This is a genomic window from Blautia sp. AF17-9LB (assembly GCF_003479185.1).
Lineage (GTDB): Bacteria > Bacillota > Clostridia > Lachnospirales > Lachnospiraceae > Fusicatenibacter > Fusicatenibacter saccharivorans.
Map to the genome: position 1 here is coordinate 24577 of NZ_QUGU01000011.1, position 22858 is coordinate 47434.

The following is a 22858-nucleotide window of genomic DNA, read 5'->3' on the forward strand; positions in this document are numbered from 1 at the left end:
TGTATATTTGTAATTGCTAAATATCTTGAACCACCTCCTCTACATTATTTTTTACTGTGAATTTTCCAAGCCAAAATTCGAATTTATCCGGAACTTCCTTATATATTTTCTTTCCTGTTTTGGGATCGACCTCGCCCGTTGGTTCTTTTTTATTTTTCTTTTCCAGGGAAATTATGTATAGAATTGAACCAAGTTCGAATGGATTACGATTATATTGACTTGTCCACATTTTGACTGTTCGTGTTTTACCGCTATAGATTTCAAATAACTTAACATTCACAATAGATTTTTTGATGTCTAATTCAGAAACATAATATAAACGTCTATTCACTTCTGGATCTGAACCACTCACAATTCCAATAATTTCCCTCTGATTGTCAAGTCTTTCTTTTAAAGTTACTTTTTTGTATGGTATTTTAGAAATTAATTCACATAAGACTTTTTCAGAATCAAGTTTATTAAACTGTTTTGCTGTCTCATTTCCATATTGAGCAAGTATAACAAATGAGATATTATTTTTCTCTGCCTTATCCTTTGAAATTTGTTTTGCGCCTTTTAACAAATCATATAATTTTGCAGTCTCAAGCAATGTATTCACATCACCATACTTCTTAAAATAATTAATTCTAATAAGTTTATTGACTATAGTTTTATTGATTGAATTTAGAAACAGCACATCAAGTACATCAGTAAATGTTTTATATTCCGATGTTCCCAATTCATAAAGAGTGTTAACGACTCCTTCACCAAACCCTTTTACGCTTGATAAATTAGGATATATAATCATATTCTTTTCATTGATTGTGACTTTTCTATTGTCTGCTCCAAATTCATAATCTCCTAGTTTATATCCCCAAAATTTAATTGCTTCTTTCACAAGAGCATCAATTTTATCTTTTTTATTCTTCTCTTGATAATGATTAATTGCTACTTCATAAAAAATCTTAGTATGATGAGCTTTAAACCATGCCTGATAAGCAGAATCACCACCCATGCTATAAGCATGAGGAGAGTTGAAGGCGTACAGGCCAGAAGACTCAATTACATTCCAAACATTATTAAAATTATCTGTTTTACCAATCTCTTTTTTCCAACCTTTAATTAATCGCTCTTGTAATTCTTTTAACATTTCAGGATGCAGCCTATATTTTTTCTTTGAAATATTTTTAATAACACCATATGTTTCTGTCATCCTTAATTGTAAGAAGGATAGTACTTTCATAATTGATTCCTGATAAAGCATGAAATGAGCTGTATCAGATAACAAATCATCAATCTTTTTTTCTCCAGTTGTATATGGTTCACGATTTAAAAAAGTACTAAGTAGTGAAGCAAAGCCTGGTCGAATTGCTGCAATAAAACTACTTAATTCTGCCAGGTTCTGCGGTTTATATTTTTTTACTCGATTGGTAGTAGCTTCTTTTTCGCATTGATTTATGCAACATGTAATACCATTTGCATAAATGTCCCATGTCTTTTCATCTCCATCAATCATATGTCTCAGTTCTTCAAACGTAGGAACTTCCTTACCAATACTATGAAAAAATTTATACGTAAGATATACACTATCTACAATAAGAAAATCCTCTTTTACATACCCAAATTCATCAAGATAACCACCTTCAATAGCAGCGCATATAGTTCTTTTCCCAGTCGATTCTGAAACAGCACTAATTAATCCTACTTCTCTTCGAATGTCTCCATCAAAAATGAAATGTCCACAAGCATGTACTTTTAAGTTGATTGTGATTCCCTGATAATCATTGCTTTGCTTAAATAACTCTAAATACTCTTCTGGAATATAATCTTCAACATGAATCTCTTCCTTTTCATCATCGTCGGCATATTTCAATGCTTTATTATATTCGTCCAGATACTTCGAAATTTGGTTCGCATCTTCTGGGCGCACATCATTTGCTCCCGCATATAATTGCCATGCAGCTTTTTCTTTTAATTTTTCTATTGCCATTAATGGATAACATCCATGTTCACCTAGCAATTTTCTCGCCGCTCTTACAAAAGGCTCTTGTGTGGCAACGTTCATGTCAATATCAGGCATTTGTCCTGCAAGAACACGTTCTTTCGTTAAAAATCGTTCCGGATAAATTGGAATGTCGGCGTTAAAACGGTCTACAGTAGTAAGTCCCAACAATTTGTTTGTAATAAATGATGCAGCACTACCTCTTGAGGTAGTAGTTAAAATTCCTCCTTCATTATTAACTGCATCATCTATAATTGATTTGCTCGTCAAAAAGTAATCGACTACGCCAGCTTCCATAACCTGTTTTGCTTCATAACGAATGCCATCAGCTTTTTCTTTAGACTTATCCTTTTCTTTTGCATAAGCCCGATTTAAAATATCTTTATAAATTTTGCATTTTTCTTTATAGGTTTTATCTTTATAAACACTTGGTATTTTAAATTTTCTATCTAAAACAATTACTTCGCATTCCGATACAAAAACATTGGTGTTCATAATCGCTCTAAATATTTCCTCTTTATTTAGAACTCCCTGTTCTATAAACCTTTTTATAACCGTCTGAGTATCTGGATAATCAAGATACCATCCCTTTTCGTCTGGATAATTGATGTTCTTATATTTTAGAATCTGATCACGTTTAATAGAATTTTCTTCTTTAACATAATGACTATCAAGGCCACAGATGATCTGAATATTATGTTCTTTTGCAATTTTCAATATTCTTTTATTGAGTTCTTTTTGCTTATCGGTATTGTGATATTGAACTTCAAGAAAAAAATTATCTCCAAAATACTTATGGACTTTCAGCCAAACTTCTTCAGCATCTTCATAGTTCCACCCTGCTAAACATGCAGACGTAATGATCACATTGTCTTTTGGGATGTTAAATAATAGTTCTAAATCAATGCGTGGTTTATAGTAATATCCATCAATGTTTGCCATAGATAAAGCAAAATTAATATCTCGACGTCCCTCTGCATTTTTTGCTGCTATGATCATATGACAATTTGCTCTGTCTTTTTCTTTTCTATCTTTTACCCAGTAAACTTCCGAAGAATGAATATATTTAAGATGTTCTTTTTCAGCAACTTTATATACTTGAAATTGATTCCCCTGTGATCCATGCTCTCCTGAGTATAAACACTTTGCACCAAATTCATGTATTCTTTCCGCATATGTTTCTATAGATTCCGCACAGTCCGGTGTTGATGTGTTACTAAAATCTTTGTGACAATGATAGTTCTCTAAATATAAATTCTTTTCATATTCTTCTGGTGAATAAGGGAATTCAAATGTCAATGTAGGAATAATTTTTTTTATCAACTCAATATTAGAAATTTTAATCCACCTCCGAAAGTACATCGCATACTGCTTTTAGTACAAATTTTCTACCTAAAAATCCACTATCCAGACTACATACGGCTTCGAATTCATCATTCATAGTGCTATGATCCTCCATATCATCAAATGAACCGTCGAAGTTCCATTTGATAATCTGCAAGTAATCATTCGGTTTTAGAACTAAATGCTTATAATCACTCATCTGACCAATTTCGTAATCACAAATATTATCCATATAAGCTCTTACTGGTTTAAAATTTGTGCCAGAAATACGATCAATCTTTTTGATATTCTCTATTAATCGTCTGGTAATATCTTCGACATCAATTTGAATATCAATGTCAATTGTTGGTTCTTTAAACTCTGGAAGGTTTGTTTCGACATAAGACAAGAAATTGTTAAGATCTGATTTTTTGATTTGAATACCCGATGCAAGTTCATGCCCATCTGCTTTTGCATAACCACTATCATTGCAGATTTTTCGAAAATCATCAACACCTACGGCTCTCATAGAACCTGCGTATTTTGATCCGACATCTTTCAACACTAAGATCGGCTTTTGATACTTTTCTAGTAGCTTATTTCCTAATAAACCAGCAATACCATATTGTGTATCAATATATACAGTGATTACCTTTTGATCCTTTTGTTTCTCACATTGTTCATAAACATTCGGCAGTAAACGCTCCACTTCTTGATTTTGTTCTTCCTTACATTTCTTTAATGCTTTTACATAGGCAAGCACTTGTTTGTTATTATCTTCTAGAAATGCATTCATAGCAGTTTCATTTTCACCCATACGGTTCGCTGCATTTACAATTGGAGCAATACTAAATGCAATTGCCGTACTGTTGAATTCAAATCCGCCGACAATCTTCTTAACTGCTGGATTATAAATCTTCTCAAGTCCTTTCGACACGATATAACGGTTTTCCATAACTGTCATATCCATCATATCTCCAACTAGACCACATGCCGCAAGATCTACTAATTCATCTGCATAATCTGTAAGAAATTGTTCATCCAAATATTTACAGAATTTCCATACCACCCCTGCTCCAGATAATTGCGAATTATCATAATCTCTTTGAGAAGAAATAAGAATTGTATATGTATCATATGGAATTTCCCGTTTAATTGCATGATGGTCTAAAATAAGTACATCGATTCCTGCTTCTGACAATTCTTTATACTGAATTTCGTCTTCGTCTAAACTATCTACAACAATCAATAAATCTAAAGATGCAAACTGCTGCAAATTTTGTCCTTTTAGTCCATGCTGCTTACCGTCATCAATATATGTAAAAATATCGTCTGTAAAATATCTCAAATATCGTGTCATAATCGTTCCTGCCGCGATTCCATCAGTATCTGTATCAAATAAAATACCAATGTTTTCGTTTTCTTCAATTGCCCGATTAATACGTATGTATGCTTCATCAATCCTATATAAAGAATCCAGTGGAAGTAAATCTTCTTCTATTGGATTTAAAAAATGTTTCGCATCTTGAACTCCTCTTTGTTGAAGAATCGTATCAAATACTTCATCCTCATACATTCCTCTACAATCGTTTAAAATATTATAATTCTTCTTCGTCCTTATCATCTCCTAGTATTAAAATTTCATTATTTATGATATACTCAAATTTTTCTTTACCCATGTCGCTTGCAGAAACCTTTGGAGCATAATATGATTTTGTCCAATCCCAATATCCAATCTCAAATTCCGTAAACTTAGAATAATGACGTAAAACTTCTACGTTTCTCTTTATATTGTCCAATTCATATCCTTGATCATGTAGAAAAATTACCTTTGTTGGATGTAGCTCCACAAGCAACCGTGCTTGCTGTACACTTAAACTTCCACTCATAAGCGCAACAGCGTTTCTATATCCGTATGAATAACATTGCATGACAAATTTTTCTGCTTCTCCTACAAAAACAGTATTTTCAACAAGATATTGATAATTTTGAGCATAACCAAATAATGTAGTGCTGCAACGCCCAGGATAAGAATAAAAATATTTCAGCGCACCATCTGAAATCTCATAATTAAAACGTTCCTTAACCCCAATAAGCTGTCCATATTCATTTCTGATGGGAATAACAATTCCTTGTGATTCGACGTCATATCTTATTCCAAAATACTGCTGTGCATCTAATGATATATGATCTTTCAAAAATCGAATATTGGGATAGAATTGAAATTCATCTAATATTTTTTCGTCATATATTTTCGATTGAATAGTGTTTCTTTGTCTAATCTTTTCATAAAATCCTCCAAAGATTCCTTTTTTCTGAAAGTGTCCAATATAATCTTGTATATGTAACACATTTTTTATTTCATTTAAGACGTCTACAAATTCTACTTTTCTTTGATTGGTGATATATGAAAAGATATCAGTTTGAATATTTCGAGCATAATCATGTACGTACAGCCAATTATTATTTTCAAGCTTAATTACAATACTTTTTTTCGAAGATTCTTCATCTCGCCCAAATTGCATGTATGTAGGCCGAATGACTATATTACAGTATCCAAAATGTTCCAATACCTCTTTTAGTTTTTCTGGATTATTTAATAGCTCTTTTTTAATATCTTCTAACATATATCACCACCAAGTTATTTTTTATCTTATTTCTCCATGTTTCGGACGGCATTGTGCCACTTCTCTGAAGATAGAATGATCACCTGAAAACTTTAAAAGATACGCAATACCAGTATCACTGGAGTTATTACCATTCCGAGTTTTTTCTACAAATAACATTCTCCATACTGCATTTGGATCTGCTTTATATTCCTCTTCAATCCATTTATCGTTAATCTTTTTCAGTCTAAATGGATGGCAATAATATTTACTTTTTTCATCAAGTTCTTCAGCATAAACAGTTCGCATAAGGAACAAATTCTCAAGAATTTCTTTCGTCTGCTTGGCATTACTAAGGCAACTGGCATCCAGGAATAATTTTCCTTTCATATATTCTGCCAACTGGACTGATGCCAACATGATTAAATTATATTTTTTTGCCAACTTATCTAACTCTCTACTGTCTCTAACTAAAGACAAATCTTGTCTGGAGGATGAAAAATCGCTCTCCTGGATTTTAAACGTATCGTATAGAACTGTATCATATCCAAATTTAAGAACATTCTCGCGTACTTTCTTTTTAATAACAGCCATGTCTGCATCGTTCATAGCAATGAACTTTACGCGACCCTTATAATTCTTTCTCCAGAATGCTTGCACATCTTTTAATTGCTCACGACTTTCCTTGTTTATATCACCCACAGACATTTTCTTTTTCGTGAGTTTAAAATATCTGTTCCTCTTGCCAAGGAGCCAAACCATAAATTTAATTTTAAATTTTTTAATATTTTCTTCGTTGGAAATAATAAGAATTTTCCGATCATAATATAGAAGAGCCATGAGAACTGTAATCCACCAAGTGGATTTTCCTGCGCTACTGAATCCTCCCATCATTGTGAGAGTTCCTTCTAACAATCCCATTATTTGCCTAGATAAAAAAGGAAAACAATTAATTTCTTCTCCATTTTTATCATATCCTGCTATATCAAAAGGTACACCATTTTCTTCACCTTCTGCACATGATTCAATAAATTCGTCATCGAAATCTATTTCTTCTTCTTCCAGGATCTTGCTCGAATATCCGGTACCATAAGTGCTTATTCTTGCCTCATACCAATCCGTTACCTCTTCAGCAGTCATCTTTCGAAATAATTTAATAGGAATAACTTTCTTATCCTTGATATTAATCTCTTTTAAAAGATTAAATCCATCATCGCACATGCGAAGCATAACATTTTCTCGATACAAGATATCAATGTATGTATCAAAATTCTGTGTATTGATAATGTCCATCTGATGCTGAATTGAATCCCATCCACCACAATCCTCATATCGATCAATGACTTCTTGTTTTGAATTTGACAGAATAGTTATTTCATCAAGAGAGTAGAATCCTTTTTTTCGTAAATCTTTCAGTAATGAAAAATAAAACCGACCATCAACAGTGATAAAATCGTCCTTTTCGAATGTCGTATCATCCAAAAGAAGCATATCCTTAAAGAAACAGCTTACAACGTTTCCTTCATATTCGATTCGTCCTTTTAATAGCTGCGCAGGATACTTTTCTTTGACACCTGTAATAAATTCAGCTATATTACTCACCTACCTGTTCTTCAATATCAGATAAACTTCTTTTCTTCTGTCGTCGTTTATAATGACCATCCGGTATATCAACTTCCACCTGTTTAGGTGCTTCTTTTTCTTTTACTTTAAAATCTGCGATACCATTTTTGATCATTGCAGAAAAATATCTAATTTTAGCGTATTCACTCGAATAATCTCTTTGCTGAATGACAGATGTCATGTAATCTTTATTCTCTTTTAAATAGGCTAAAATCTGATCATAAGAATAAGATCCAAGTATAAAACTTAACTCTTTGAACAATGCAGTATTAATTATTTTATAACCAAAAATCTCATTAATACACTCGTATGTATCGTCTCTTATTTTTCTGTCATGCAATACAGTTAGATATTCTGCTTCATTGCAGTAGTAGATGTTTTTACCATCCACTACCACTTTGAAAGCATCTTTTCTATCTACCTTGTTATTGCAATATCTGCATTTAACAAGCATACATGATACTCCTTAGTTCATCATATCGTAAATTCGTTTCAGTCCATCTTCATCTACATCATTAAGTTTGCCATATTCTGCAATGACTTTTCTGACGCTTGCTTTCTTATCTTTATCAGTACACTCTTTGAACATTGTGCGAATTACAGCAGCGAGATCTTCTGGATAATCAGAAGTTTCTGTCGCGGTTTCTTCTTGTGCTACTGTCTCCTCTACTGGAATATCATCAATATCCTCATCTTCTTCAATCGGTTCCGGATCGAGTTCTACTTTTTTCTTCTCCACAACTGGTTTAGATCTTTTACCAAGAGTAGATTTAGATTTCTCCATACCTTCCTCGACAACTCGAATAAAATCTGCCGCCATATTAGGTTTATCAAATACCAGATATTCTGGCACAGCGCCATCTGCAAAACGACCACCTGCGTCAATGAGTGTTGTTCCTCTGAAATAAAGTTTGCGAATAGTATCTGTCGCATATTTTTTGGTCTTATCTCCAACTTTTTTCTCCTCAAGATCACGGTCAATAACACCAGTAAGGGTTACATCAAAAATGTCTCCGAATGCTGCTTCATAATCTGCTCCCATGTTTGAAGAAAGCTGCATATAACCATCTTCTTCCAGTCCACCCTTTTCTTTAATTGTTTTGAATTTTGTATGAGCAATAACCCACACGCCAAACCCAGCATCTTCAAGACGAGTCATATACGGTTTAATGATGTCATTTGCGGAGAATTTTTCACCTGCTGTATATCCTCCAAATGCAGCCTTAATTGATTTACATTTTTTGGTTGGATTCTCTACATTACTCTGACGAATTGTTTCCGCATCTGCAATTAGAGCAAGTTCATCACCGGTATCAAACGCCACCATTTCGATATCATGCTCTTTACCTTTTTCTTTAATAAGCCAGTCTGCTAACTCCTGAAGATCTTTATATGTCTTGACCTGTGTGGTATTTAAATTGTCAAGCATTTTATAACCTTTCTCGTTTCCACATCCGACAAGCAGACCTTTTGCAGGATCTCCATATTTTTCCAGAACTACATCACGGAAAAGTGTCGTCTTACCAAATTTCTTAGTACTTCTGAGGTAAATAGAAAGATTTTTGATGTCTGGTTTAATTACATTGATTGTTGGTTTCTGAAATGCCATAAATATATATCTCCTTTATATATGTAGTTTATTATTGAAGAATCAGGAAGGCATAGCCCTTTTAATTCTTATAGTTCATCATCCTCGTCGAAAAGATCTTCTGTTCCTTCCGGAAGTTCTTCCTCAAGTGGTTTGATTGTCATGTCGTCCTCTGTATACACCGTGTCAACTCTTCCATGAGTGAATCCGCGAGCTGGTTTTACAAACTGATACTCCTTGATTCTGTCACCATAAACTCCTTTGCTATATTCAGCACGGATATCATCCATAGCGATAAGTCCACAATCAAGGTCATTTTTCTGCTCATCGGTCAACATATCTTCTGTAATTTCAATTCTCTGTGCGCCATTCAGCATATTAACAATTACACCATATTCCTTAAAACCATCATCCTCGACGATAAATTTATGTTTAATTGCTTCGATTCTTTTCTTAGCTTTTTCATCTGCATCTTCTGCTGCTACTGGGATTGCGACCGTAACCGGCACTGGAATATTGGCTTTTCTATTGTTGTCATACTCCATCATGTAACCATTAACATAATATTTGCCCTTTTCTTCAACGCTCATATCATCAAAGCTTTCGGAATTGAATAGAATATTAAATGTTGCTGTCGAAGATTCTTCTGCATCTTCTGCTGCTAGATAAATTCTATTTGGCATATAAGATTCATAAACAGTTCCTTTATTGTCGGAATACTGATATTCTCCATTTCCTCGAATAAAGAATTTTTTATCAGCATATTTTCCACTGTCAATTACTTTCTTAATGAAATCGATATAATCCCATTCAGAAATAAACTCATGACGTTTTTTAATACTCTTCTCAAGCGCGTCGGATACCTCATCTGAAGATGTCAGTCCAACTTCTTTTAGTTCTTCATCCGTTAGCTCACTACCCTCATGAAGCTTATCTGCCATATTCTGCAGTTTGTATCTTCGTCCCGGTTTTTCAAGATCAAAGATGAATTTTTTAAATTCAGCAACTTCTGCTAGTTTTGGAGAAGTCAGACGTTCTTTAAACGGAATCTGAATACTTTCGCCTTTAGTTTTTTTACCATTTTCATCTGTACCACCTTTGCTGAAGGTATATACAAATCCGTGTTCATCACCGAAAGCTCCTGCATTTACAGTAAGCATATGACGATTGTCTCCGCATGTCGCATTGAAAAGAAGTTGTTTTCTCACCCAACCAGATTCATACTTATTTTCCGAATATGGATGAAATTTTTCTGTATCTTTTCCAATACTTAGTTTTCCTGTCATTTCAAAATTCATTAATTTTTGTCCTCCTAAAATTAAAATTTATATTATTGTTAAATAAAACAATCTATTTTAACGCCCAATACATGGACGGAACACAGAATTAAATCTATGTTTAACTATGTAAACAGTGATTCAGGGCGCACAAACCCAAGGTATGCTGTTAGCCACCCAATTTTATATTCTCTATTGAATTATTTATTTTTTTTGGATTTTTTGACTTGATTAAGTCGGATTTACTATTCGATATGCTAATCTTTTATCTGTAAATATTTCTTCTCCATTATCTTTTAGTTTTGTTATGTTACAAGACAAATGCATTTCATCATATTTTAGATTCGAAATTTTACAATTAGATTGTATACTGTTACCTTTCATAACTTTTGACTTGAAGAAAACTGCTTTACCATCATAATTCTTATGTGCCTCACAATATTCATTCCAACTGTCTGCTTCAACTATTCTTGATTGATGATCTCGAATCATATTATTTTCATCAATAATTAGATTTGTTTCAATTACTTCTATGTATATCATCTCCTTCTATATATTCTCTACAATCTAATAATTTATTTATTAACCATAACACTTCCATCAGAATTTAATCTTGGAGTCATACCACCCATTCCAGAATATCCTTCCTGATGTGAATAAACCCAATAATGAACCCCAGTATCAGGATCAACGAATTCATAAATATCATTATTATAGATTTTTGGAGTCGTTCCACTAAGATCCGTTGTAGTTCCTTTCACACATCCTGTCAGTGAAAATAATAGCATTGATGTTATTCCAAATAACACAAATTTCTTCTTCATCTTTTACATATTCTCCATCTTATTCTTTATTATGCTTCAAAATTGAATTCATCAGATGTGATTTTTGTATTGCTGATTTTCTGATAGATATCCACATATATTTCATCTTTGTCTCTATTATAAGTTACTTCTGCATACTTATTTCTGCTCTTAGAATCCCATTTAACAAAATCCTCTAAATCATACTCGCCAGATTCTTCTTCGTTGATCTCAGGAACAAATACATTATAATTACCTTCGTTACGATCATGTTCAATTATCTGCCGCAGCATCTCATATATATTTGTAATTCCTAACTGATATGCTCTCTTTTCACCATCAGTCATTCCATCGCAAACTTCATCATTCTTACTCTCTAAAAGATCCTTATACTTTTCTAAGCTTTCTACGATTAATAAAAATTGTTCGTTCATTTATTCATTCTCCTTTAACTCTTGAAATATTTTAGTTTTCTGCTATAATACCCATACAGGTTATAGCAGCCAAGTTCCACCGCATACTGACTCAACAGCACGGCTATTCCTGGAGTTTATAAAATAACTCATGCGGAAGTACTACTTATGTAGTGCGTATAAAACATGAGAAAATAAATCTCAGATTGGAGGTAAATATTGTACATATTAGCAACAATTATATGTGCAGTTGTTGGACTAATCGCCGTTGGTATGTATTATCATTCCAAAAACCATGCAGTCGATATGATTTGCAGGTACTCATCTGAATTATCAGATAAGAAAGTGGAATGTATTACCAACATGATTTCCAAACAACATCGGGACATCCCGTTTTTGAAAAAGCTACCAAAATAATCTGTTTATTATTTATTTTCTCCTTTTAATCTATAACTTTTTATTATTCATCAGGTCGAATTTTGTGTCTAATCACAGATTCGACCTTTTGTACTTCCACATAAGATTATTTTCTTAATCTAAAATTACATCCACTGCAGAGATGAATCCATGTACTTTTTTAATTGATTCTTCATCTAACATATATCTTTCGCCCGCTATGTTCATTTCTTTATTAAGGCTATCAATAGAAAATATTAATTTTTCTTTTGCTATTTCTTTATTCTCTGCACAAACAACAATTCTTTTAAGTGCCAAACTTTTCTTCCATATATTATCAAAGTCATACCATTCTCTGTTCGCAATTCCAGTGTAAAAGTCTATTGCCGCTGCATCTTCTTCCTCTTCATCATTTTCTTCTTCCGATTCTCCATACTCACATGTATCGCAAGTAGAAAAATATTTGTCATGGACTTTACAGCATTCTGGTCTATTATCTTCGTTATAGCGTGTAATAAAATCATAAACTGACGCTTCAAGTTTAATTATTTTGTCAAATTTTATTCTATCTTTTTCGGATAACTTATTCCACTTTTCTAAAAGTGAATCTACTAATCTCATAACTACTTCCTTTCTTAAAAATTTATGAAATTTACTTTTCGTTAAGATTATAAACCCAATTCTTCGATTATAGGAAGAACCTTGTCTTTTAACTTAGGATATAATTTATCCAATGTTTCTCTAGCGTTCATTTGTTTATTCTGTGTTGTAAGTCTGGCACATTCCCAGTCTATAACCATTTGTACATAATCCGCATGTGTCCTTGCTCTCAAAGCATGATGCCTGGAATGCCCTCTATGTATCTTGTATACACGTTCGTAATCCATAATCATGTATAGGAATATTTTATCCAAATCATGCAAGTAACCACGAATTGTATTGTGCCCAAGTAATTGCCTTTCGATTATTCTGAATGCTTTTCTATGTTTTAATGTATATTTGATTTTATCTGTTTGCATTGTTTACCCCTTTCTTAAGTTTTAAATGGAGCTTGCATGACTTGAACATGCGACCGTCCAGTTATGAGCTGGATGCTCTCCCAACTGAGCTAAAGCTCCTGGTTGCACCATAAAGCGAAGCCATGCACGACCTCCAATGGATTAGTCTTTCATAATACCTTTTCGCTACATTTAGTTGCACAAAACATACGATTTTTGTGTTGCGATATTCTTTTACTTCCAACTAAACAAAGTTGCATACTTCATGATGCTAAATACTGACGGTGGGACTCGAACCCACATATCTGTGATCCTGGTGTTTGAAGCCAGTGCGTATGCCAATTCCGCCACGCCAGCATGTGTGCGATAGTTACTTCATCCGTTTAAGACATCTTCTAACGAGGATGCTGATCCAAACCCATCGCTTAAGTGATCAGTTTATTACAAGTGGAGGCTTGTATTGCGATACATGATAAGTTTTATGTCTTTCATGCTTGGACAATTATTTATTCTCTAACAAAAAATCACAGCTAACGTGATAAACAAGAAAATTAAAATGATTCCGCATGATACTCCAAAACTTACATCCTCTCCCCATCGTTTTTCAACATAAGTAATAATTTTATCATAAGATTTTGCGATAAATGTCATTCCAAATACAGACACAACTGCAATTGCGACAATTTCTAATACTAACGTTAAAAATAACATTAACCAATATTCATTCATATGTACATTCTCCTTCTAATACTGTCTAAAAGTAAAACCCTCACCACACTCAGTACAGACAACCGATCCAATTTCAACTTCTGCAAATTCTTGAAATTCATACTTGAATTGAACGTTTTTGCAATTAAATCTTTTATGTTTATTTACAACGTGCGAATCCATCCATAAATTAATTGTTGATTTTTCATCTTCTGAAATCGGAAATCCTCTCCGTAAATCTTCCTGCATAGCTTCGCATTTACTTTTCATCATTTGCAGTTCTGAGTCTTTATAAGATTCTTCCATTAATCTTTTATTCTCTTCTCGCAGTCGAGCAATTTCTTCGTCACGTTTTTTCAATCCATCTTCAACGTTTTTGACAATGTATGAAGTCTGATTTTCTTTATTTACAAGCTGATCTAGAATTTCGTTAATATTCTTACCCATGATCTTATTCTCCAATCTCTTCATTTAGCCATTTAACACAGTCGTTGATCGCATCAGACCTGTAAATAAATTTCTGTCCAGATGGTGACTCCCATACAAAAGATGATTCAAAAACAAAATAATTAGTTGGAATACCTGCTTTATCTTGTGTCTTTGTAACTAAATATTCCGCTAATCCATCGACCGGCATAATTCTCAACCTATCCAAATTTCGCATCCTTACACCTCCATATTCTCTCTTGTTGTATAATGTTATTTCACTTAATACTCTGCATGGCTATTACACCATACAGAGTAAAATATATTATTTTTTCTTAGCTGCTTTTAATGAATCTAATTTCTTTTGAAGCTCTTCATCTTTCATCTTTTTATCCAGACGCTTCATCTGAACGTCAATGGAATTCTTGTAAGCGATTCTTGTACCGTCAGCCTGTTCTTTTGTTTTCTGAACGCCTTCACGAACCTTTTCAAGCATTCTATCTTCTTCTTGACTTGAAGCGCTTGTGGCAGATTGTAAAGATTTTACGGTTTCTGCAGCCTCGAGTGTGAATACTGCTTTATCCTTTTCTGCTTTTAAAGATTTAATTTCTTCCTGCAGAGCTGTTAAATTTTCTTTCTGTACATCTCTATTCTCTTTTAATTCTTTCAGAGTTGTCTTAATCGTTTCAATTTTGTCCGTGATTTCCTGCTGTCTTGCAAGATATACTTTTGCACCTTCGTCATCATTTCTATCAATACAGGATGCAACACTAAGATCCATCTGCATATTCTCTTTCTGCAACTGTCTTAATTGTGTTTCATAATTCTGGATTTTACCCTCGACCTGGGTATATAAAGAGTTTGTTTTGGTGTAAGTATCTTCCTTCTTCCAAATAATAGAATTATAGTAGGCTTTTGCTCCATCTGGCGTAGATGCATCATTGCCAATGATTTCATCTGCTGTTCCTGATGCTCTCATTTTTAGTCTCTTACCCGTTTTAGTTGTTGTAAAAAATACAACTGCCGCAATCACAAGAATTACGATAATCAATACTGTCATAGTTAATCCCTACCTTCGTCAATATCAAGTCCAAAGTTTTTAAATAGCTCTGTCATGCCTCCCATATATCCTGATCCAAGAGCCTGGAATTTGAATCCATCACCGTATCTATAAAGTCTACCCATCTCAACGGCATTGAGCTTTTCAAAATTCTCATTTTCAGAAAGATCATATTCCCACTTTGTTGTCGGATTGTCATAATCACAGATCATCATAGTTGCGTTATTAGCCATTCCAAAATTCTGTAGTCTCTGTACAGCTCTGAAAATAGTAAGACAAATTGTAAAATCTGTTCTGTCTGACGGAAATGTATCTGCATGAACAATAAAATATTCATCATAATGATGTCCATCAAAAGTAATTCCCTGAGAATCGTCACCCGTAAGATTGTCTCCAGAATATTCTACCCACGGATATCCACTACCATCACCATATGTATTATAGTTTACAATATCTTTTGGATAAGCTACTTTTCGATCTGAATTTGTAAGAAATCCGTTAATATCAAAATCAATATCTGATTCACCTGCATAACGATTCTGATCCCAATTCACACCAATGAAAAAGTTTTTGATTGCAGTTCCATCTTCTTTTGTCATACTAATTTTCTGATTTTTGCTCATATTAATTACGTTTGCCATAATTATGTATTCTCCTTTTTTACTGTTTGTTATTTAGCCAATCTTTGTATGGTCTCAAAAGCTCTGTATATAGTTCTTCGTCAGTCATTCTGTTCATGTTTTTGACTGCGATAAATCCAGTGTTGTCACATTTTCTACCCTTCATATCATCCAGAGATCTCAGATAACTAAAATTCTCATTTCCAATGCCAACAAACTGTACAAACATATTGTAATTAGAAAGCTCTTTCACAATTTTATTTGTTTCGTCTGTATCCCAATTTTCACCATCTGTAATAAAAATGATAAATGCTGGAATTGTACTTGGCTCAATATCCTTATAATAGGAAACAATATCTTTCAAGACTGGAGCGTAATTAGTTCCACCCATACTCATATGAGAATTCATCATAATTTTTCGAACATAGTTCTTATAATTATCAATTGTCACTGGTTTCAAAGAATCAAAATCATTTGAAAATAGCCAAGATTCTAACTCCCCATTATCATCAAATTTAAGAGCGATTGGCAAAAGTCTTGTAATTACATCTTGTACAGATCCGTTTCTAAAAAGATTACCCATACTTCCAGAGTAATCCATAGCGAGCGCAACCCTTGCTTGATGCTTAGTCATATCAATTTTGCTTGATTTCGACATATTAATTAGCACATTATTTAAATTTTCTGCTGACTTAGACATATCAATTACAACTTGCTGCGCTGTATTTTCTTCATGTACCACAGCGGATGTATTATCCGCCATAGTATTTGTTGTTGTAGTCTTTTTTCCAAAAAGTTTGTCAAATAGTCCCATGATTTTTATTCTCTCCTTTGATAAATAATTTTCGAATAACATCAACCACGATTACAGTGAGTGATAGTCCAATGATTGCGATCCACTGACTCATATTCATTGCTGTTGCCTGGATAAGTCCGCCGAGTGCATTACATAAAGCAATAGTTCCAAGTACAATACCTGCTGCAATATATACAAATGTTTTATTGTTTTTCAGTCCATTGAGCAAATTAATATGTTCTGTACGAATACCAAATCCATTGCATACAGACATGATGCAAAGCATTGCAAATCTTGCAGTCATAGCTTCGACATCTGTTGTAAATAATTTTGATACTGGTGAAAACATAAGAATTCCATATAGTACAATAAATGTTACTGTGCTAATAGTAATTCGTTTCTTTGCACCTCGAATAAACAATCCAGAACCCTTCTTAATTGGATTCTCTGTCATATATTCAGCTTTCGGAGGTTCCCCGCCAAATGACAATGAATTAAGTGAATCCATGATAATATTGATAATCAGAATCTGAACGGAAGCTAGTAATGCTCCGCCAGATAAAATAGGAAATAGAATACTTAAAACCAGAAGTGAAAAGTTGATTGGCAACTGAAACTCCAAAAACATCATGATATCGTGCATAAATGTTCTACCAAGTTCCACGCCTCTAATAATACTTGCGAAGTTATTGTCTGTTAGAATAATATCGGATGCTTCTTTTGCAACATCTGTTCCAGCTTCCATGCCAAAGCCTACATCCGCTTTCTTTAAAGCAGGAGAATCATTTGTCCCATCTCCCGTCATTCCAACAGATCTACCAAGCTCCTGTGCAAGACTTACAAGTCTAAGCTTTGTATTAGGAGAGCATCTGGAAATAACTCTAAGAGTTGGAATAATCTTCTTAATTTCATCATCAGACATTGCCTCGAACTGTGCATTTGTAAGAGCAAGATCCCCTTCTTTATAAATACAAGCTTCTGTCGCTACTGCTACTGCAGTCTCATGGCAATCACCAGTAATTTCAATAACTTGAATACCTGCTTCATGCGCAATCTGTACAGCCTGTGGAACTTCTTTTCTTACTGGATCAACGACGCCAATAATTCCTAGAAATACCATATCATCTGGTAATGTATTCTCAACAATGTTCCCATTCGCCATCGCCAATGCGATGCAGCGCATGGATTTTTTCGTCATTGATTTGATAACATTTAAAAGTCTCTCTTTATCTTGTTTATTAAACGCTACAGGCTCTGAAATTAACATTTTAGAACAATGTTCGATAAGTTTCTCTGGCGCACCTTTATAATAGGAAATTCCGCTCTCAGACGTACAGGAAGAGTACTTATATTCACTTTGAAATACCTGTTTCATAATAATTTTGTTGTTTTTCTGAATGTCAAAAAACTCAGTAAAATCAACGTATTTTAAGATTGCTCTGTCAATAGAGTTTCCGCCTGTGATATTATTCTCTGCATCATATGTGGCACTATTGTTCAAACAGATATTTTGTTTGATGCAATCCCAAAGATTAGTACCCTGATCAACTTCATTGCCATATCCGTCAATGACAGTCGTAGGTGTCATAACTCCTGTTGTAAGAGTTCCTGTTTTGTCAGTACAAATTAGATCTACGTATGCAAGTTCTGGAATCTTGTTTGGATTTTTTGCAAGAATATTGAATCGTTCCATTGTCTTGACATTCTGTTTTGTAACAAGCTTGATAATTAATGGAAGTCCTTCTGGAACAGCAGCCACAATGATTGTTAGAGCAACCGAAATATTCTGTGCAATCTTTTGGATAACTTCTAGCACACCACCATTGATATATTCCCTGAATCCAATATGCGCAATATCCGTTACCATCAGTGCAATAAACGTGACGACTGCAGCAATCGTTCCATATCTCGAAATTGTATCACAAAGTTTATCGATCGCAATCTGAAGTGCTGTTTTAGGTGGCTCAAGTGTCTGCATTTTTACAAGTGTGTCACCATTTATGGTGTTTACGCCAACTTCGCCTACGATCATCTTTCCTTCGCCAGACAGAATCGTTGTTCCAGCAAATAAGCTATTTTGATTCGTAAAATCATCGGTGGATGTTGATTTTTTGTATACATAACCATTAATTGGAATTTTCTGACATTCTTTACTTTCTCCGTTGATAGCAGCATTGCTTACAGAAATTTTACCCTCAATAATATATCCATCCGCGTAAATTTCCTGTCCAGTTCCAATACAAACCACATCACCAACAACTAAATTATCTTTGTTGATTGTCTGAACTTGCCCATCTCTGATAACATCACAATACCTAGTTGATGTCTTTGCTCTTAGTTCTTGTGTTGATTTTTGAATACCAAGCGCCATTTTTACACCAATATATGTACATAATGAAATAACTAAAATCACCATGATTGGTTCTGAAAATGATGCCAATCCAAATACTGCAGCGAAAATCCCATATGCAGATAATGCTAATAACAGCATCAGCGTTTTATCACCAAAGATATTTTCAATCGCAAATTCATACCACTTTTTAAGTTTTGGTTCTGGTAGTTTGTTTGAGCCATATTTTTCCCGACTCATTTTTACTTGTTCGTTTGTTAGTCCTTTCAATTTTACACTCCTTTTCTATTTGTTTTAGAACATTTATAACAAAGATGAGTCAAAAATAATAATGACCATCTTAGTCATACTTATTTATTCTCAATCTATAACCACATTTATCGGATATAAGTGATCCTTGCAATATTCCAGAAAATCATCTGCTGTCAAATAATTCTTCATCCCATTTAAAGTCATATTCTCTATAACCTCTGCATCTAACGAATATGAAAAACATGGATTTTCTTTATATAATTCAAAACTCTTATGTTCATAATCATCCCAACTTCCATAAAAGGAATTGATAATACTATCTATTTTTGAAACAGGATATCTTTTTTCGTATAATAATTTTGCTTGTTTTTCTGACTCGGTATAAATGTATTTTTCTCTTCCTGTCACATGATGATAGCAAATTTCCTTTTCATATCTTGTTCTATTAAGAAATATATCCATAGAAGATGTTTCTTTTCTTTTATGTGCATTGAATCCTTGCGTCAATGTCACTTTGTATATTTTCTTCATTTCTGTATTCTCCGAACTTCTAACAAACTGTCATCGTTTTCTTCTTTAAGTTGCTCCAAGTCTTTCCAAATCGCATACCCTGAATCATTTTCACCACAGTAATAATGTTTCTCCCCATTAATTATTCTCCAATATTTCCTATTGGTTTTATAGTAAACTCCATCTTTTGCAAATTCTTCTTTTGTGTACGAAGCAATTATTTTATCATTGATAGGAAAACTAATCTCTACGAAATCTATTCCATCAGCATTAATGCTGTCCATATACTCTAACAATTCTTTCATTTACTCATTCTCCATCTCATATGGTGTATATTCATAAGGTTTTCTGTATTCCAAAATCCTATATACCCTGTCAGAAAAATCATGCAGCCAAGTTTCTAAATCTGCATTGCATCCTCATGTATCTCACCTCGCTTTATCGCATTCATGAAAATTTAAAAGCATCTGATACTTATATTCTCCAAATCTTTTCTTCCAACGTTCTTTTTGTTTTAATATTTATACTTCCACTTATACCCTTTGCACAAAACATCTTTTTCGCATGATTTTATTATTCCAGACAAACCTTTTAGCCCTACTGATTTTGCCGCATCTGTAATTGATGCAAATTCTTCAATAAAATTATTGTTCTCATCACATTTCATAACTGCTTTCTTTTTATTTGCCATCGTCGCTTTATATTCTCCGATATTACCTTTTTTCTCAAAACTCCATCTATAATTATTTGCAGATTGTTGAGAGCCATTTAAACATAAACTTATATCTGTATTTCTTGTTCCTGTTTTTCTTCCGGCTTCAGCAATTGACCAAAATTCATCTATATATTCGCCATCCATTTGATATCTATATACAGTTTTGCCCCTAGTCTTTGAAGCAGACGAAAATCCTCTTCTCTTGCTTTCTTCAGATGAGTATTTATCATAACCTTCCAAAATATGAATAATTTGATATTTTCCATGTTTAGTTATTTCATGAATGTCTTTAATAGTTTTTCCTTCATCCCACAGACGATATATATTTGCTCTATCAATTGTATTTTTTAATGTATCTCCACCAATTGTTTGATTGTAACCATCGTTGTATGTATCGTAATATTCTATCCAATAAATTTCTCGTTCGTTTAATTCTTCTTGTGAACATTCTTCTAAAACAATTAATTCAAAATTACTTTCACCATATTTTCTTATTGCCTTATGAATTGCCATATTGTAAGCTTTTTTGTTTACTTGTGCATTATATGATTCACTCAAATGATTTCTATATCTATACCATATATCTATACTTTGACCTATATATTTTTTATCGTTTATTTTATTGCGTATCATATATATTCCACAATAAATTTTTCTTTTTGTTATTTATTATTCATCTCCTTCTTTGGATTATTTTTTACAATTTCTTTTGCTACACTTGATTTTCCACTTCCACTCAGCCCGCACATAACCCAAAGCGTAGGTCTATTCATTATGCAAAACATTCTTTCGTAAAATCATAACCATCCTTATCATGGAAATATAATGGTTCTCTGCTTTCATCAATATATCTTCTTTCGCTATAAGGATCTAATTTATGATACTCTACATGGTCATATGGCATTTTAATGTCATAATCATCTTCTGTAGACTCAACAAGATAATCTCTACCACCAAATATATGATTCGGAATACCTTCTGGAATATGTTTCATATACTTTGGTTCTCTATTTACATGGCTAGTAAATTCTTCTTTCAGCCCTTCGATAGTATACTGTTTGCCATACTCATCAAAAATTTCAATATCCATTCTATGAAATTCTAAGAACTTCAGCATATCTTCTACTGATTTATAAGCATTACCGTGCCACTCAAACAAAGGTTTCCAACCATAACTCAGTTTCATGATATGCACTTCATATCCAAAATAAGGTGAATCTGTAAGCTCGTACTCATTGTCAAAATACTTTGTCACAAGTTCCTTATCTTTTATCATCATATAATAATTTGTCCCCACGTTCTCACCACCCTTTGTAAACTAATCTCTTATCCAGACTCCAGTAATTGCAAGTCCATTATCAGACTCTACAGTTAAATCAGCTATTCATCATTAACACAATTCCCACCAGAAATCATATAATTTATGAGCCATATTACCTTTATGTAATTCGCCCTTATATCTACGAATCTTTCTATTTGATTGCTGCTTAAAATACTTGCTACGTTTTCCACGATACCATCTTTTATAATATGGTTTAGTGTTCTGAACATAACCATGTCCATTAATCCTAATTTCATCCATATATCCAACTGGCGCAGGATAATAACCGCCAGCAATTTCATATAGGTGCTTAAGATTATTTTGATGCTTCAAATATCGCTCGCGTTTAGTTCTTCTCTTTTTATTTGATTGAGTTTTAACAACATTTCCCATTCGAGAATATTCTTCGCAGCATCCCATATATCCTACTTTTCCACCAATCTTATCACACCAAATAGCTCGACAAATTTCCTCTTGTGACAAATCATCAAATATTTCAGACACTTTCATATAATCTTCATATCCATAAGGACAATCACAGCACAACATTTTATTCTCCATCATACTTCCATGCAACAACTTTATTTCTTACAGCCTTTCTTCGTACACCTGTCCCATAGGAATACCACACTTCTTCATCCGTCTTCCATTTAAAATCTCTTGTTCTTGCACATTCAGCAATGAAATAAGCTCCATTTTTTGTTTGAACAAGAACTTTTTCAGATAATCATCCTCTTGAACATTGCGAACAATAAGTCTCTTTCATATCAGGATATTTTTCTTTTAATGAAATCCAATCATTTTTATCCATAATGATCACCCTTTAAAATTGTACTTTTGTATAATTGCTTATTCTCCGAAAGAATCTGGACAAGCTTACAAAATTTCAAATATTGCATCTTTCATAGAAGATGGAATCATGAATGTATTTTTCTTATGCGTAACCTCGTACTCTTCCTTACCATCTTCATTTGTTACAACGCTTGCTGTAAGAATCTTTTCTTTTTTAATCTTTACACTATCTTCTTTTTGATCTTTGAAGACAACATCTTTAATAAATTTAATTGTCATAATGTTTATTCTCTCCTTCTA

Annotated in this window: 26 protein-coding genes and 2 tRNA genes; all 28 read right to left on the bottom strand. The window is 33.3% G+C overall.

From position 1 onward, the window contains the following. Positions 1-16: 16 nt before the first annotated feature. Positions 17-3343 carry a PHP domain-containing protein gene (locus tag DWX00_RS12230; protein ID WP_118595341.1) on the bottom strand — a complete coding sequence of 1109 codons (3327 nt, stop codon included), beginning with the start codon at positions 3341-3343 and terminating at the stop codon, positions 17-19. After that, positions 3321-4880, bottom strand: a complete 1560-nt coding sequence (locus DWX00_RS12235; protein ID WP_158578828.1) for a DHH family phosphoesterase — start codon at positions 4878-4880, stop codon at positions 3321-3323. The genes DWX00_RS12230 and DWX00_RS12235 overlap by 23 nt, the downstream gene beginning before the upstream one ends. A 22-nt stretch (positions 4881-4902) precedes the next feature. Beyond that, entirely contained in the window at positions 4903-5931 is a 1029-nt protein-coding gene (locus tag DWX00_RS12240) for a hypothetical protein (RefSeq protein ID WP_118595343.1), read from the bottom strand. Positions 5932-5952: 21 nt separating this feature from the next. Continuing rightward, entirely contained in the window at positions 5953-7512 is a 1560-nt protein-coding gene (locus DWX00_RS12245) for a DnaB-like helicase C-terminal domain-containing protein (RefSeq protein WP_118595344.1), read from the bottom strand. Continuing rightward, complete coding sequence (locus DWX00_RS12250) at positions 7505-7987, bottom strand: hypothetical protein (RefSeq protein WP_118595345.1); 483 nt, start codon at positions 7985-7987, stop codon at positions 7505-7507. Before DWX00_RS12250 ends, DWX00_RS12245 begins: the two co-directional genes overlap by 8 nt. Positions 7988-7999: 12 nt before the next feature. After that, a complete protein-coding gene (locus tag DWX00_RS12255; protein WP_118595346.1) occupies positions 8000-9142 on the bottom strand; it encodes an AAA family ATPase in 1143 nt (380 codons plus the stop codon). A 68-nt stretch (positions 9143-9210) separates the two neighbouring features. Next, positions 9211-10419: a hypothetical protein gene (locus tag DWX00_RS12260; RefSeq protein WP_118595347.1), complete on the bottom strand. Its 1209-nt coding sequence runs from the start codon at positions 10417-10419 to the stop codon at positions 9211-9213. A 210-nt stretch (positions 10420-10629) separates the two neighbouring features. Continuing rightward, the gene (locus DWX00_RS12265; protein ID WP_118595348.1) at positions 10630-10941 is read right to left on the bottom strand and encodes a hypothetical protein; all 312 of its coding nucleotides are present in this window, start codon (positions 10939-10941) and stop codon (positions 10630-10632) included. A 32-nt stretch (positions 10942-10973) separates the two neighbouring features. Then, the gene (locus DWX00_RS12270) at positions 10974-11222 is read right to left on the bottom strand and encodes a DUF6440 family protein (protein ID WP_118595349.1); all 249 of its coding nucleotides are present in this window, start codon (positions 11220-11222) and stop codon (positions 10974-10976) included. A gap of 29 nt (positions 11223-11251) precedes the next feature. Further along, a complete protein-coding gene (locus DWX00_RS12275) occupies positions 11252-11635 on the bottom strand; it encodes a DUF6275 family protein (RefSeq protein WP_118595350.1) in 384 nt (127 codons plus the stop codon). 510 nt (positions 11636-12145) lie between these two features. Further along, positions 12146-12631: a hypothetical protein gene (locus DWX00_RS12280; protein ID WP_118595351.1), complete on the bottom strand. Its 486-nt coding sequence runs from the start codon at positions 12629-12631 to the stop codon at positions 12146-12148. A gap of 47 nt (positions 12632-12678) precedes the next feature. Continuing rightward, a complete protein-coding gene (locus DWX00_RS12285) occupies positions 12679-13029 on the bottom strand; it encodes a hypothetical protein (RefSeq protein ID WP_118595352.1) in 351 nt (116 codons plus the stop codon). A gap of 26 nt (positions 13030-13055) precedes the next feature. Then, a tRNA-Ile gene (locus DWX00_RS12290) sits at positions 13056-13128 on the bottom strand. Positions 13129-13284: 156 nt separating this feature from the next. After that, positions 13285-13365 (bottom strand) — tRNA-Leu (locus DWX00_RS12295). Between the two features lie 156 nt (positions 13366-13521). Then, positions 13522-13737, bottom strand: a complete 216-nt coding sequence (locus DWX00_RS12300) for a hypothetical protein (protein ID WP_118595353.1) — start codon at positions 13735-13737, stop codon at positions 13522-13524. Positions 13738-13752: 15 nt separating this feature from the next. Further along, the gene (locus DWX00_RS12305; RefSeq protein WP_118595354.1) at positions 13753-14163 is read right to left on the bottom strand and encodes a hypothetical protein; all 411 of its coding nucleotides are present in this window, start codon (positions 14161-14163) and stop codon (positions 13753-13755) included. 4 nt (positions 14164-14167) lie between these two features. Beyond that, entirely contained in the window at positions 14168-14380 is a 213-nt protein-coding gene (locus DWX00_RS12310; RefSeq protein ID WP_118595355.1) for a hypothetical protein, read from the bottom strand. Between the two features lie 87 nt (positions 14381-14467). Further along, complete coding sequence (locus tag DWX00_RS12315) at positions 14468-15202, bottom strand: PspA/IM30 family protein (RefSeq protein ID WP_147398253.1); 735 nt, start codon at positions 15200-15202, stop codon at positions 14468-14470. Between the two features lie 2 nt (positions 15203-15204). Then, positions 15205-15843: a TerD family protein gene (locus tag DWX00_RS12320; RefSeq protein WP_118595357.1), complete on the bottom strand. Its 639-nt coding sequence runs from the start codon at positions 15841-15843 to the stop codon at positions 15205-15207. Between the two features lie 19 nt (positions 15844-15862). Further along, positions 15863-16636, bottom strand: coding sequence for a VWA domain-containing protein (locus tag DWX00_RS12325; RefSeq protein WP_118595358.1), 774 nt, complete (start codon positions 16634-16636; stop codon positions 15863-15865). Then, on the bottom strand, positions 16623-19238 hold the full coding sequence (locus tag DWX00_RS12330; RefSeq protein WP_118595359.1) for a cation-translocating P-type ATPase: 2616 nt from the start codon (positions 19236-19238) through the stop codon (positions 16623-16625). Before DWX00_RS12330 ends, DWX00_RS12325 begins: the two co-directional genes overlap by 14 nt. 90 nt (positions 19239-19328) lie before the next feature. Beyond that, complete coding sequence (locus tag DWX00_RS12335; RefSeq protein WP_118595360.1) at positions 19329-19751, bottom strand: hypothetical protein; 423 nt, start codon at positions 19749-19751, stop codon at positions 19329-19331. Then, positions 19748-20035 carry a hypothetical protein gene (locus tag DWX00_RS12340; protein WP_118595361.1) on the bottom strand — a complete coding sequence of 96 codons (288 nt, stop codon included), beginning with the start codon at positions 20033-20035 and terminating at the stop codon, positions 19748-19750. The genes DWX00_RS12335 and DWX00_RS12340 overlap by 4 nt, the downstream gene beginning before the upstream one ends. A gap of 209 nt (positions 20036-20244) precedes the next feature. Continuing rightward, the gene (locus DWX00_RS12350; protein WP_118595362.1) at positions 20245-21078 is read right to left on the bottom strand and encodes a GIY-YIG nuclease family protein; all 834 of its coding nucleotides are present in this window, start codon (positions 21076-21078) and stop codon (positions 20245-20247) included. A 29-nt stretch (positions 21079-21107) separates the two neighbouring features. Further along, positions 21108-21230: an AAA family ATPase gene (locus DWX00_RS20725; protein WP_442857809.1), complete on the bottom strand. Its 123-nt coding sequence runs from the start codon at positions 21228-21230 to the stop codon at positions 21108-21110. Next, positions 21218-21742, bottom strand: a complete 525-nt coding sequence (locus tag DWX00_RS12355; RefSeq protein WP_199669510.1) for a hypothetical protein — start codon at positions 21740-21742, stop codon at positions 21218-21220. Before DWX00_RS12355 ends, DWX00_RS20725 begins: the two co-directional genes overlap by 13 nt. Before the next feature lie 93 nt (positions 21743-21835). Then, positions 21836-22330 (bottom strand): hypothetical protein, encoded by a 495-nt coding sequence (locus tag DWX00_RS12360; protein ID WP_147398254.1) that lies wholly within the window; start codon positions 22328-22330, stop codon positions 21836-21838. A gap of 312 nt (positions 22331-22642) precedes the next feature. Continuing rightward, the gene (locus DWX00_RS12365; RefSeq protein WP_118595365.1) at positions 22643-22837 is read right to left on the bottom strand and encodes a hypothetical protein; all 195 of its coding nucleotides are present in this window, start codon (positions 22835-22837) and stop codon (positions 22643-22645) included. Between the last annotated feature and the right edge of the window lie 21 nt (positions 22838-22858).